Source organism: Kitasatospora sp. NPDC001225, assembly GCF_053597855.1.
On sequence record NZ_JBSFJC010000177.1, the window covers coordinates 1 to 13,777 of the forward strand.

The 13,777-nt window shown below is 76.0% G+C and carries 7 protein-coding genes and 1 pseudogene; 5 read left to right on the plus strand and 3 right to left on the minus strand.

The features are described from left to right. The 4 genes and pseudogenes from ACWDCZ_RS35385 to mhpA form a co-directional block, all read left to right on the plus strand. The coding region (locus ACWDCZ_RS35385) for a type I polyketide synthase (protein WP_449818013.1) at positions 1–2,187 on the plus strand (2,187 nt) is incomplete at its 5' end. Between the two features lie 195 nt (positions 2,188–2,382). Then, a pseudogene (locus ACWDCZ_RS35390) lies at positions 2,383–5,562 on the plus strand (type I polyketide synthase); the annotation flags it as partial. Positions 5,563–5,567: 5 nt separating this feature from the next. After that, on the plus strand, positions 5,568–6,356 hold the full coding sequence (locus tag ACWDCZ_RS35395; RefSeq protein WP_375875173.1) for an arylamine N-acetyltransferase family protein: 789 nt from the start codon (positions 5,568–5,570) through the stop codon (positions 6,354–6,356). Further along, positions 6,353–7,978 carry a bifunctional 3-(3-hydroxy-phenyl)propionate/3-hydroxycinnamic acid hydroxylase MhpA gene (mhpA, locus tag ACWDCZ_RS35400; RefSeq protein ID WP_449818014.1) on the plus strand — a complete coding sequence of 542 codons (1,626 nt, stop codon included), beginning with the start codon at positions 6,353–6,355 and terminating at the stop codon, positions 7,976–7,978. Before ACWDCZ_RS35395 ends, mhpA begins: the two co-directional genes overlap by 4 nt. Before the next feature lie 122 nt (positions 7,979–8,100). Here the strand turns inward: mhpA and ACWDCZ_RS35405 are convergent, their stop codons facing one another. The 3 genes from ACWDCZ_RS35405 to ACWDCZ_RS35415 all read right to left on the minus strand — a co-directional run bounded on the left by ACWDCZ_RS35405 (position 8,101) and on the right by ACWDCZ_RS35415 (position 13,254). Further along, a complete protein-coding gene (locus ACWDCZ_RS35405) occupies positions 8,101–9,342 on the minus strand; it encodes a 3-deoxy-7-phosphoheptulonate synthase (RefSeq protein WP_449818015.1) in 1,242 nt (413 codons plus the stop codon). Continuing rightward, positions 9,339–12,212 carry an AAA family ATPase gene (locus tag ACWDCZ_RS35410; protein ID WP_449818016.1) on the minus strand — a complete coding sequence of 958 codons (2,874 nt, stop codon included), beginning with the start codon at positions 12,210–12,212 and terminating at the stop codon, positions 9,339–9,341. Before ACWDCZ_RS35410 ends, ACWDCZ_RS35405 begins: the two co-directional genes overlap by 4 nt. 535 nt (positions 12,213–12,747) lie before the next feature. After that, the gene (locus tag ACWDCZ_RS35415) at positions 12,748–13,254 is read right to left on the minus strand and encodes a hypothetical protein (protein ID WP_449818018.1); all 507 of its coding nucleotides are present in this window, start codon (positions 13,252–13,254) and stop codon (positions 12,748–12,750) included. A gap of 12 nt (positions 13,255–13,266) precedes the next feature. On the opposite strand from ACWDCZ_RS35415, the gene ACWDCZ_RS35420 reads away from it, so the two are divergent. Further along, positions 13,267–13,777: AfsR/SARP family transcriptional regulator (locus ACWDCZ_RS35420; RefSeq protein WP_449818019.1), on the plus strand; the 511-nt coding region annotated here is incomplete at its 3' end.

A 13,777-nucleotide genomic window follows, 5' to 3' on the forward strand; every position in this document is an offset into this window, starting at 1 on the left:
GCCGGCGAGCAGGCGCCGGACACCGCCGCCCCCGGCGCGTGGCCGCCGGCCGGCGCGGAGCCGGTCGCCCTGGACGGCTTCTACGAGCGGCTGGCGGACCGCGGCTTCGGCTACGGACCGGCGTTCCAGGGGCTGCGGGCCGTCTGGCGGCTCGACGGCGAGGTGCACGCCGAGGTGTCCCTGCCCGCCGGCCGGGCCGCCGAGGACTTCGGCATCCACCCGGTGCTGCTGGACGCCGCCCTGCAGGCCACCAACTTCCTGGGCATCGCCGAGCCGGAGCCGGGCCACGTCCTGCTGCCGTTCGCCTGGAACGACGTGGCCCTGTTCGCCACGCGTCCCACTGCTCTGCGGGTGCACGCCCGGCAGACCGGCCCGCACGCGTTCTCGCTCGTCCTCACCGACCCGACCGGCGGACCGGTGGCCTCGGTCGGCTCCCTGTCGCTGCGGCAGGTGCCGATCGACCGGCTGGCCGGCCTCGGCGGGGCCGGTACCGACCACCTCTACCAGGTGGGCTGGACGCCTCTCGTCCTGCCCGCCGGCGCGGCTGGTGTCGCCGCCCCGGCGGTGCTGGACCTGACCGCCGGGACGGCCGAGGGGCCCGAGGGCGCCCGGGCGCTGGTCGGCCGGGTCTCGGAGTTCCTGCACCAGGGGCTCACCGATCCCGCCCGGAGCGGGGAGCCGCTGGCGGTCGTGACCGGGCCCCCGGACGCGGACCCGGCGGTCAACGCGGTGTGGGGGCTGGTCCGTTCGGTCCAGCAGGAGCAGCCCGGCCGGATCGTGCTCCTCGGCGGCGAAGGGACGGGTTTCCCCGCCGCGGCGGTGGACCCGTCGGTGGTGGGCGGCCTGCTGGCGTCGGGCGAGACCCAGGCGCTCTGGCGCGACGGCGGTGTGGTGGTGCCGCGTCTGGCGCGTGCCTCCGCTCCGGCCTCCGCCGACGGGCACGGCGTCCTGGATCCGGCGGGGACGGTGCTGGTGACCGGTGGTACGGGGACGTTGGGCGGATTGGTGGCCCGGCATCTGGTGGAGTCGCACGGGGTGCGGCGGCTGGTGCTGGTGAGTCGTCGTGGTGCGGCGGCGCCGGGTGCGGCGGAGTTGGTGGCCGGGCTCGAGGCGCTGGGTGCCGAGGTGGAGGTGGTGGCCGCGGACGTGTCGGACCGTTCGGTGGTCGATGACCTGGTCCGTCGGGTCCCGGTGGAGCGTCCGCTGACGGCGGTGGTGCACACGGCCGGTGCGCTGGCCGACGGTGTGTTCGAGGGGCAGCCCGCAGGGCGGCTGGGGGAGGTGTTCGCGCCGAAGGCGGACGCGGCCTGGCACCTGCACGAGGCGACCGAGGGCCTGGGTCTGGCGGCCTTCGTCCTCTTCTCCTCCGGCGCCAGTGTGTTCGGGAACGCCGGGCAGAGCCTGTACGGGTCGGCGAACGGGTTCCTGGACGGTCTGGCCGGGTGGCGTCGTGAGCGCGGTCTGCCAGCGGTCTCACTGGCCTGGGGCCTGTGGGCTCAGGCCAGTGGGCTGACCGGGCACCTGGACGAGGCGGACCGGGCCCGGCTGGCCCGGGGCGGTCTCAAGGCCCTGGCGACGGAGGAGGCGCTGGCGCTGTTCGATGCCGCGCTGCGTTCTCCGGAGGCGCTGCTGGTCCCGACCCGGCTGGACCGCGACGCGCTGCGCGGGCAGGCGGCGGGCGGCGAGTTGAACCCGCTGCTGCGCGGTCTGGTCCGCACGCCCCGGCGCACCGCCGCCACCGGTGCGCCCGCCGACGACGCGGCGGACTTCGCCGCCCGGCTGGCCGCGCTGCCGGAGCGCGAGCAGCACCGCGAGGTCCTCGACCTGGTGCGCTCCGCCGCCGCCGCCGTCCTCGGGCACCCGTCCAAGAACGCCGTCGCCGCCGCCCAGGCCTTCAAGGAGGCCGGGTTCGACTCGCTCGGCGCGGTACAGCTGCGCAACCGGCTGGCCCGGGCGACGGGCGTCCGGCTCCCGGCGACCCTGGTCTTCGACCACCCGACCCCGCTCGCGCTCGCCCGCCACCTGCGGTCCGAGCTGCTGCCGGAGCCGGTGGCGGGCCCGGCGGCCGTGACCCCCGGGCCACGTGCGGCCGGCCCGGACGCGGGATCGGTGCCCGTGGACGGGCCCGCCATCGCGGACCTGGACATCGACGGCCTCGTCGCCCGCGCCCTGCGCGGCCGCGGCTGAACCGTCCACCCGACCGCGCCCAACCCGACCGCGCCTACCCGACCGCGCGGACCCACCGCGCAGACCCACCGAGCCGACGCACCGCGCTCACCGACCCGCGCCCGTTCGTCCGCGCTCGGCGCCCGGCGCACCATCCGAAAGGCTGACATGACCACCACCACCAACGACGGCGCGGCCGCCCTCGACCAGACGGCGAGGCTGGTCGAGGCACTGCGGGCCGCGCTCCAGGACAACGAACAACTCGCCTCCGAGAAGGCCGCGTTGGAGGCGGCGGCCGGTGAGCCGATCGCCATCGTCGGGATGGCCTGCCGGCTGCCGGGCGACGTCGCCTCCCCGGCCGACCTGTGGCAGCTGGTCGCCGACGGACGCGACGGCGTGGCCGAGTTCCCCGAGGACCGCGGCTGGGACCTCGACGGACTCTTCGACCCCGACCCGGACCGGGCCGGCCGCTCCTACGTCCGCGAGGGCGGATTCCTGCACGGCGCCGCCGACTTCGACGCCGCCTTCTTCGGGATCTCGCCGCGCGAGGCGCTCGCCATGGACCCGCAGCAGCGGCTCCTGCTGGAGACCTCCTGGGAGGCCCTGGAGCGGGCCGGCCTGGACCCGGCGGGCCTGCGCGGCACGGCCGTCGGCGTGTTCTCCGGCGTCATGTACCACGACTACGCCACCGGTCTGCGAAGCGTGCCCGCCGGGCTCGAAGGCTTCCTCGCCACCGGCACCTCCGGCTCCGTGGCCTCGGGCCGGGTCGCCTACACGCTCGGCCTGGAGGGGCCCGCGATCACCGTCGACACCGCCTGCTCCTCCTCGCTGGTCGCCGTCCACCTGGCCGCCCAGTCGCTGCGCAGCGGCGAGTCCACGCTGGCGCTGGCCGGCGGTGTCGCGGTGATGTCCCAGCCCTCGCCGTTCGTGGAGTTCTCCCGGCAGCGCGGCCTGGCGACCGACGGGCGCTGCAAGGCCTTCGCGGACGCCGCCGACGGCACCGGCTGGGCGGAGGGCGTGGCGGTGCTCGTCCTGGAGCGGCTGTCGGACGCCCGGCGGCTGGGGCACGAGGTGCTGGCCGTGGTCCGGGGTTCAGCCGTCAACCAGGACGGCGCGTCCAACGGCCTCACCGCGCCCAACGGGCCCGCCCAGCAGCGGGTGATCCGGGCCGCGCTCGCCAACGCCCGGCTGACGGCGGCGGACGTCGACGCCGTCGAGGGCCACGGCACCGGCACCCCGCTGGGCGACCCGATCGAGGCGCAGGCGGTGCTGGCCACCTACGGGCAGGGCCGACCGGCCGAACAGCCGCTCTGGCTGGGGTCGTTGAAGTCCAACATCGGCCACACCCAGGCAGCCGCCGGCGTCGCCGGTGTGATCAAGATGGTCGAGGCGCTGCGCCACGGCGTGCTGCCGCGGACCCTCCACGTGGACGCGCCGACCACCCAGGTCGACTGGTCGGTCGGGGAGGTGCGGCTGCTGACGGAGGCCCGGCCGTGGCCGGCGGCCGACCGCCCGCGCCGGGCCGCCGTGTCGGCCTTCGGGGTGAGCGGCACCAACGCCCACGTCATCCTGGAGGAGGCGCCCACCGCAAAGCCCACCGCAAAGCCCGCCGCCGAGCCCACCGCCCCCGAGCCCGCCGCCGTCCCCTGGCTGCTGTCCGCCGCTTCCGCCGGCGCCCTGCGCGCCCAGGCGGAGCGGCTGCTCGACTACACCGAGGCACGCGGCCCGGCACCCGCCGACGCGGCCCGCACGCTGGCCGAGGCCCGGACCCTGCTGGCGCACCGCGCCGTCGTGGTGGCCGACGCGCTCGACGGTCACCGCACCGGCCTGGCCGCGCTCGCGGGCGACGCCGCCTCGCCCGCCCTGGTCACCGGCACGGCGGACGTCGCCGGGCAGACCGTCTTCGTCTTCCCGGGCCAGGGTTCCCAGTGGGCGGGGATGGGGCGTCGGCTGCTCGCCGAGTCCGCGGTCTTCGCGGAGGCGCTCGGTGAGGTCGACAAGGCCTTGACGTCCTATGTCGACTGGTCGTTGCTCGATGTAGTGAACCAGGTGCCGGGTGCCGCCTCGTTGGAGCGGGTGGACGTGGTGCAGCCGGTGTCGTTCGCGGTGAACGTCGGCCTGGCGCGCCTGTGGGCGTCGCTGGGCGTGGTGCCTGACGCGGTGGTCGGTCACTCCCAGGGGGAGATCGCGGCGGCGCACGTCGCCGGCATCCTCTCGCTGGACGACGCGGCGGCCGTGGTGGCGCTGCGGTCGCAGGCCATCGCGCGGGGTCTGGCGGGCCGGGGCGGCATGGTCTCGGTCGGCCTTCCCCGGGAGCGGGTGGCGAGCGCGCTGCCGGACGGTGTCGAGATCGCGGCCGTGAACGGCCCCTCCTCGGTGGTCGTGGCCGGTGACCCGGCCGCGCTCGACACCCTGGTGACCGGGTACGAGGAGCAGGGCGTGCGGGTCCGCCGGATCCCGGTGGACTACGCCTCGCACACCTCGCACGTGGAGTCCATCGAGGCCGAACTCGCCGAGCTGCTGGGCTCGGTGAAGCCCCAGCCCGCCGCGATCCCCTTCCTTTCCACCGTCGAGAGCCGCTGGCTGGAGGGCCCGGAGCTGGACGCCGGGTACTGGTATCGCAACCTGCGGCAGACGGTCCGCTTCGCCGAGGCCGTCGACACCCTGGCCGCCGCCGAGTACCGGGCGTTCGTCGAGGTCAGCGCCCACCCCGTACTCGCCCACGGCATCGTCGAGGCCCTGGAGGCGGCCTCCGTGCGCGAGGCGGCCGTCACCGGGACCCTGCGGCGCGACGAGGGCGGCTGGGACCGCGTCCTGCTCTCGGCCGCCGCGCTGCACGTCCGCGGCGTGGAGGTCGACTGGTCGGCCTCCTACGCGGGCGCCGGCACCCTCCCCGCCTCCGAACTTCCGACCTACCCCTTCCAACACCGGCACTACTGGCTGGAGTCGGTGCCCGTGACGACCACCCCCGCAGGAGAATCCCCGATGGCCACCGAGACCGAGCCCGACACCACCACCGAGGAGGCGCCCGGCGCCGTCCTCGCCCGCCGGCTGGCGGACGCCGACCCGGGGGAGCGCCTGGCCGTGCTGGTCGACGTGGTCCGCACGGAGGTCGCGGCCGTCCTCGGGCACGAGGGCACCGACGAGATCGGGGCGGACGCCGTCTTCTTCGACATCGGCTTCGTCTCGCTGACCGCCGTCGAGCTGCGCAACCGCCTCCAGAACGTCACCGGGCTCGAACTGCCCGCCCTGCTCGCCTTCGACCAGCCCACCCCGGAGCGGATCGCCGGCCACCTCCTCTCCCTGCTCGACGAGACCGGCTCCGGCGAGTCCGGACTGACCGACACCGGAGCCTCCGAGACCGTGCCCGTCGAGCAGCGGACCGAAGGGAAGTGACCGCCGTGTTCGACACCGCCGCCTACCTCAAGGCCCTCGACTACGACGGCCCGCTCGACCCCACCGCCGACACCCTGCGCGAGCTGCACCGGCGCCACCTGATCGCCATCCCGTACGACTCCTCGCTCAACACCGCCCGCGGCGAGGCCCTGTGGGCGGGCGTCGACATCGACGTCGACGCCGTGTTCGACGCCGTCGTGCTCGGCGGCCGGGGCGGCGTCTGCTACGAACTGAACGGGCTCTTCCTCGCGCTGCTGCGCGAACTCGGCTACGAGACCGGGCTGTTCTCGGCCGGGATCCGCCAGGTGGACGACAGCTTCGGGCCGGACCTGGAGCACGTCCTCGGCTTCGTCCGGCTGGACGGCGACCTCTGGCTGGTCGACGTCGGCTTCGTCGGCCCGTCCTACCTGGAGCCGCTGCGGGTGGTGCCCGACGAGGTGCAGCCGCAGTTCGGCACCGACTTCCGCGTCGTGCGCGCGGACACCGGCCACCACGTGGTGCAGCGCCGGGGCCGGGTCGGCGACTGGCGCGCCGTCTACCGGTTCCACGCGCGGCCGCGCGCCTTCGCGGACTGGCTGGTCCCCTCACCGGAGCTGGACCGGTTCGCCCGGGCCCTGGCCGGCTCCGGCATCGTGGTGCGCGGCCGGGCCTTCGAGGGCGGCCAGCGGATCCTGATCGGCACCCGCCTGGTCGTCGTCGAGGACGGCACCGAGCGGCTGCGCGGCCTCGCCGACCCGGAGGAGCACGCCCGGGTGCTCGCCGAGATCCTGCGGAAGGACGCGGCCACCGCATGAGCACCCCCGTCCACACCGAGACCGCCGCCGCTGTGGGAGACGGCGACGGCTTCGACACCGACGTCGCGATCGTCGGCTACGGGCCGGTCGGCCAGACCGCCGCCCTGCTGCTGGCCGCCCGCGGCCACCGGGTCACCGTCCTGGAGCGCTTCCCCCGGCCGTACCCGATGCCTCGGGCGGTCTCCTTCGACGGCGAGTCCGCCCGTATCCTCGCCGCCACCGGCGTGGGCGCGGCCCTGGACGAGCACGTCGAGTCCTCCCGGGACTACGTCTGGCACAACGCCGACGGGCAGACCCTCTTCCGGGTGGACGTCGAGGACGCCGGCCGCTCCGGCTGGCCCGACTCCAGCGCCGTCTACCAGCCGGGCCTGGAGGCCGCGCTGGCCGCCCACGGCGAGCGGTACCCCACGCTGCGCGTCCTGCGCGGCCACCGGGTGACGGCGCTCGCCGACCGCGGCGACGCGGTCACGCTCACGGTCGAAGGACCGCGGACCGACCCGTCGGGCGGCCCGCTCACCGCCCGCTGGGTGATCGGCTGCGACGGCGCCAACAGCGTGGTGCGCGAGGAGGCCGGGCTGACCGCCACCGACTTCGCGTTCTTCAACGACTGGCTGACCTGCGACGTCGTCCCGCACGACGGCCGGGAGTTCGTCCCCAACAACCTCCAGGTCTGCGACCCGGCCCGGCCGCGTACCGCCGTGTCCGCCGGGCCGGGCCACCGGCGCTGGGAGTTCATGCGGCTCGACCACGAGTCGCCCGAGGAGTTCGGCGGCGAGGCCAACGTCTGGAAGCTGCTCTCGCTGTTCGACATCGACCCCGGCAACGCCACCCTGCTGCGGCACGCCGTCTACACCTTCCAGGCGCGCTACGCGGACCAGTGGCGGCGCGGCCGGGTGCTGATCGCCGGGGACGCCGCCCACCTGATGCCGCCGTTCGCCGGGCAGGGCATGTGCTCGGGCCTCCGGGACGCCGCCAACCTCGCCTGGAAGCTGGACCTGGTGCTCACCGGCCGGGCCGGCGAAGGGCTGCTCGACAGCTACACCGCCGAGCGGCGCGAGCACGTGCGGCACGCGCTCACCATGTCGATGGACCTGGGCCGGGTCATCTGCCAGACCGACCCGGCCGCGGCCCGCGACCGCGACACCGTCATGCTGGCCGCCCAGGAGCGCGCCCGGCGCGGCGCGGAGGTCGGCGCGGCCCGGCCGCGCACCCCGGTCCAGCCGCTCACGGCGGGCCTGCGGCACGGCGGCGGGCCGGCCGGCGACCTGGTCGTCCAGGGGCGGGTGACGGCGGCCGGCCGGCCCGCCGGGCTCTTCGACGACGTGGTGGGGCGCGGCTTCGTGCTGCTCACCACCGAGCCGCCGGAGAGCCTGCTCACCGCCGGGGACCGCGCCTGGCTGGCCGGCCTCGGCGGCCACGCGGTGAGGGTGCTCGCGGCCGCCGACGAGGAGCCCCCGGCGGGCGCGGTGGGCGACACCGACGGGGTGTACCTGCCGTACCTGGCCGAGGCCGGGGCGGTCGCGGTGCTGGTCCGGCCGGACTTCTACGTCTACGGCGCGGCGGCGGACCGGACGGAGCTGGCCACGCTCCTCGAAGCGCTCCGCACCGACCTCGCCGCCTGACGGTCAGCCCGTCTGAACCCGCCGGAGCCAGTGGGGAGTTGACCGCTCCCTCCCGCGCACATGCTGACGGCCCGCTCCCCCTCCGCGTGGAGGAGCGGGCCGTCGGTCCGGGTGGGCGGTCCTCAGACCGCCACGGGCGCCCGCCGGGCGGAGTGCTCCAGCAGGATCTCCGCCACCACGCGCGCCAGGTCCAGGGTCTGGCGCCCGTTCAGCCGCGGGTCGCAGCCGGTCAGGTAGCGCTCGGGGAGCTGCTCCTCGCGCAGGTCCTCGCGACCGCCGAGGCACTCGGTCACGTCGTCGCCGGTCAGTTCCAGGTGCAGGCCGCCGGGGTGGCTGCCTATCGCCCGGTGCACGGCGAAGTACCCGCTCACCTCGGCGGCGATCCGGTCGAAGCGGCGGGTCTTCAGCCCGCCGGCCGCCGTCTCGGTGTTGCCGTGCATCGGGTCGCAGAGCCAGACCACCGGGTGTCCCGCGTCCGCCACCGCCTCCACCAGCGGCGGCAGCACGTCGGACACCCGGTCCGCGCCCATCCGGCTGATCAGCGTCAGCCGGCCGGGGACGCGGTCCGGGTCCAGCGCCTCGGCGTAGGCGACGGCCTGCTCCGGGGTGGTGGACGGGCCCAGCTTGAGGCCCAGCGGGTTGGCGATCCGGCGGGCCAGGGCGACGTGCGCGCCGTCGAGTTCGCGGGTCCGCTCGCCGATCCACAGGAAGTGGCCGGACAGCGCGTACCCGTCGCGCACCAGCGGCACCTCGTAGTCGAGCAGCAGGGCCTCGTGACCGGCGAACAGTTCGGTGCGGGTCGCGTCGGCCACCGAGTCCAGCACGTCGAGCGCGGCGCCGGCGCTGTCGTACGCGGTGAGCATCCGCCGCGGGTCCGGTGTGCGGGCCTCGGCCGTCGCCGCGAGGCCGTTGACGATGTCGCCCCGGTAGGAGGGCAGCCCGTCCGGGCCCGTCGGGCTGGAGCGCGGCTTGGCGTACTGCCCGGCGACGCGTCCGACCGGCACCACCGGCAGGCCGGAGGCGACCTCGAACAGGGTCGCGCAGTGCAGCAGGGCGTGCAGGTTGGCGCGCACGTGCTCGGGGGTGTTGCCGGCGAAGGTCTCGGCGCAGTCCCCGCCCTGGACGACCAGGGCCCGGCCGAGCGCGGCCTCGGCCAGGCGCTCCCGGAGCCGGTCCACGGCGGCGGGCTCCACCAGGGGCGGCAGGGCGCCGAGCGCGGCGCGCACCTCGCGCACCCGATCCTGATCGGGCCACTGCGGTTGCTGGCCGGCGGTCAGGCCCGCCAGGGCCCGGGCGAGGTCGGGCCCGGTGCCGTCGTGCACCGTCAGGCTGGTGGCGGTCGGCGTGGTCATCGGCGTCGTCATCCCGTCTTCCTCAGGTTGGCCCACAGATCGGCGGGCAGGTCCTTGCGTCGGCGTACCCCGAGCTTGCGGTAGACCCGGGTGAGGTGCTGTTCCACGGTGCTCGCCGTGACGTACAGGCGTCCGGCGATCTCGCGGTTGGTGTAGCCGAGTACGGCGAGCGAGGCGACCCGCCGCTCGGACTCGGTGAGCGCGTCGACCCCGCCCGGCTCCCGTGCGTCGGCGGCGGGGCCGCTCTCGCCGAGGTCCGCCGAGACCGACAGCAGCTCCTGGACGAGCGGCCGCAGGGCGCACATGTTCGCCACGTGCAGGGCCTGGCGCAGCAGCAGCCGGGCCCGGCGCCTGTTGCCGGAGCCCTGGTGCACCCGGCTCAGGTCGGTGAGCACCCGCACCTGCTCGTAGCGGTCGCCGGAGGCCTCGGTGAGGTCGACGGCCTCGGTGAGCAGGGGGCCGCGCCGGCCGGCCGGCCCGGCCGCGGCGAGCAGTCGCAGCGCCGGGCCGCGGTTGTGCGGCAGGTCGGCGTCGGCCCGGCTGAGCTGTTCGTGGATCAGCCGCCAGGCGCGGTCCCGGTTGTCCAGCCGCAGCCAGGCGTCGGCGGCCTGGGTGCGCCAGGGCACCACCCCGGCGCCGTCCAGGCCCCAGGTGCGCAGCAGTTCGCCGCAGGACAGGAAGTCGGCGAGTGCCGCGTGGCCGTGCCGGGTCGCCTGGTAGTGCTCGCCGCGGGCGAACAGGTAGTGCAGCCCGTACAGGCTCTGGAACATGGCCTCACCGACGGCGTGGGTGAGGTGCTTGGCGGCCGAGCGGTGCTCGCCGGTGCGGCTCTCGGCGATGACCAGCGTGCCCAGCGGCAGGCCCACCGCGATGCCCCAGGAGGTGGGGCTGAGGTGGGTCAGCGCGGCCCGGCTGTGCTCGGCCGCCGTGGTCGGCTCGCCGAGCCGCAGGGCCGCCTCGGCGTGCGCCGCCGAGTACAGGGCCGTCGCGGTCGGGGCCTCGCGGCGCGCGGCGGTGCCGAGCAGCCGTTGGCTCCAGACCGCCGCGGTGTCGGCGCGCCCGGCCTGGAGCAGCACCCGCAGCGCGAGCAGCGCGGCCTCCTCGGCCCACGCGGTGCGGCCGTGCAGGTGGGCGTCGTGCAGCACCTGCTGGGCGTGGTCGACGGTCTCCGTGGCCCGTCCCCGGGTGAGCGCCCCGGCGAGTGCGGCGGCGGCCCGCAGCTGCGGGTCGACGTCCGGGGCGACCGTGTGCCGCAGGTCGGCGGGCAGCACCGGGACGCGGCGGCCCCGGGCCAGGCCCGGGTGGGTGTAGGCGAGCCAGGTCTCGACGTCGCGCAGCGCGCCCGTCTCGGCGGGGGAGGCCGGTCCGGCCGGTCCGGTCCGGGCGCGCAGCAGGTCCAGGACGGCCAGCGCCTCCTCGCCGCGGCCGTGCCACAGCAGGTACCGGACGAGGACGAGCGCCTCGGCGAGCCCGAGGTGCCCGGCCCGGACCGCGGCGGTGAGCGGCACCAGGTGCCGGGCCGCCGCCGAGGGGTTGAGCTGCCACTCGGCCTGCGCCAGCCGGTGCCGGAGCACCGCCCGGTCGTTCTCCTCGGCGGCCTCCTTGTGGGCCAGGCTCAGGCAGGCGACGGCGGTGCGGTGACGGTGGTCGAGCAGGGCGTGCTCGGCCGCCTCGGTCAGCGCGGCGACCGCCCACGGCGCGGGCGCCCGCCCGGCCTCGACCAGGTGCCGGGCCACCTCGGCGGCGGGGCTGCCCGTCTCGTGGGCCAACTGGGCGGCCCGCAGCCGCAGTTCGGTGCGCTCGTGCGGGGCGAGGTCCTCCAGGACGGCGGTGCGGGCGGCCGCGGTGCGCAGCCGTCCCTCGCCGTCCAGCAGCCCGGCGGCGGTGAGCGTGGCGCGGGTCCGGGCGACCGCGTCGGCGCTCTCCCGCTCGCCCAGCAGCCGGGCCACGTCCTCGGCCGGGGCCTCCTCGCCGAGCACGGCCTGGGCCTGGACGACCCGCAGCACGCCGGGGCCGGCCCGGTGGAGGCAGCTCAGCAGGGCCGGGCCGTAGCGCGGTTCGGGCGCGTCGGCGCGGTCGAGGTGCTCCTCGACGAGGGCGTGCAGCAGCAGCGGGTTGCCGCCGGCCACGTCCACCAGGCCGGGGCCGCGGTGCCGGGCGTCCTCCTCGCCCAGGCCCTCGGTGACCAGGCGCAGCGCGCCGGCCCGGGACAGCGGGGCCAGCGCGAGGCGGTGCGCGTGCGGGTGGCGCAGCAGTTCGGCGTGCAGCCGGCGCCGCGCGGGCCACGGGGTGCTGCCGTCGGTGAGGACCAGCAGCACCCGGCTCTGCGGCAGGTGGCGGACGAGGTGGCGCAGGAAGTGCAGGGACGCCTCGTCGGCGTGGCCGATGTCCTCGACGCAGAGCAGCACCGGGGTGTCGGCGGCGGCCGCGAGCAGGGCGGTGGTCAGGTCGCGGCAGGCGCGCAGCAGCGCCGGCGACGGCGGGCCGGCCGGGTCGCCGACCGCGCCGCTGCCGTTGAGGGTGCTGCCGTTCAGGGCGCTGCCGTTGAGGGCGGCGCCGCCGGCACTGTCGGCCGGCTCGGCGAGGACGGCCGGGTCGGCCAGCGCGGCCAGCCGCTCGGCGTGCCCGGCGGGCCAGCCGGGGGAGTGGGCGATCCGGTCGGCGATCCCGAAGGGCAGGTCCCGCTCCTGGGCGGAACAGCCCGCGCCCACGACCAGGACTCCGCGCTCGGCGGCCCGGGCGGTGAACACCCGCAGCAGCTCGCTCTTGCCGCTGCCGAGGGGTCCGTCGACCAGTGCCACCCGGCCCGCGCGGCCGAGACATTCGGCGAGCAGGTGGTCGAGTCTGTCGATGTGCGCGTCACGTTCCAGCAGGGAAGGCACCGGGTACCCCCGACCTCGTCTCTTGTAGGCGTCCGGCCGCCGGTCCCCGGCGGCTCCCCCGGGGCGGTGGCGACGGCCACCCGCTCCCGGTCGAACCCATCATGGGGACACCCCGCCCATCGCCCGGGAACTGATCGCTCATGGGCGGGCCACTGCCGCCGGGGCGGCCGGGTGGGCAGGGCTGGTCCAGGGTCCTGACGATCTTTCATCGTCCCTGCTCAGGAGGTGTGGAGGAGGACGAGTGGGCGGCTGGAGGCATGGCGGAGGCCGGCCTCGATGCCGGTGCGGCGGTGGTCGCGGAGGGCGTTGATCGCGAGGTCGCGCGGGGTCGCCGTGTTCCCGGGCCCGTGGCCGGTGCTGATCTCGGGGGCGTCCTCGCGGAAGGCGGTGTCGCGGACGGAGCGGAGCCGGGGTCTCGACCACGCGGATCACGCGGGATCACGCGGATCCACCGGCAACGCCGGCCGGTCCAGCAGGCCTGCGCCGTTACGACGCCCCATGGCCCGCACGCCTGCCCGATCACCGCGACGTCGAATCAGCCCGGCCGGTCGGCGGCGGCGAATTCGCCTCGGGGAATACCGGGTGGGGGGTCGCCATCGATAGCGTAGATCGAAGTCGACGTGCGGTCAACGGAAGGCCCCGGATCGATCTGATGTACCATCGGGCACATTCTCCGGAATGGCTTTCTCCGGAATCGCAGGGAATCAAGGGGGTAGGGGTGCGATTCAACGTTCTGGGGCCGCTTGAAGTGCTCTCCGACGGCACCGACGTGCCCATTCGCGGCCTGCAGCAGAGGGCCCTGCTCGGTGTTCTGCTGCTCCGCGCGAATAGCGTGGTGGGTATCAACGAGATAGTCGCCGCACTCTGGGGCGATGACCGTCCGTCCACGGCGCGGAAAATGGTGCAGAACTCGGTGGCCGGGCTGCGCCGCGCATTCCAGGCGGTCGGGGAGCCGGCGGACGGGAAACCCGCGCTGAATACCACTGTGCCCGGATACGTGCTCAGAATCGAGCCTGAACAGCTCGATCTCACGGAATTTCATGAGCTTGTCACATTGGGCCGGGCCCGACTGGCGGCCGGCGACTGGACGCGGGCCTCGGAACTGCTGCGCCGCGCCCTCGGCCTGTGGCGCGGTCCGGTGCTCGCCGACGTGAGCGACGCCGGGCTCACCTGGCCCGAGCTGGCCGCCCTCCAGGGCACCCGGCTCGCCGTCCACGAGGACTGCATCCAGGCCGAGTTGGCGATGGGGCGGGACCGCGAGCTGATCGGCGAACTGGAGTCCATGCTGGAGGCCGAGCCGACCCGGGAACGCCTGGTCGCCCAGCTGATGGTCGTCCTCTACAACTGCGGGCGCCAGTCCGAGGCGCTGGACCGCTACCGGCGCACCCGGGACCTGCTCGCCGACCGCTTCGGCCTGGAGCCCGGCCGCGACCTGCGACGCCTCCAGCGCGCGATCCTCAGCCACGACCCGGCCCTGGCGCTGCGGCTCACCACCGCCCCGGGCGGCGCGGCGGACTTCCCGCCCCCGGCCGGACCCCGGCCCGCGGCCGCCGCCCCGCAGCCGC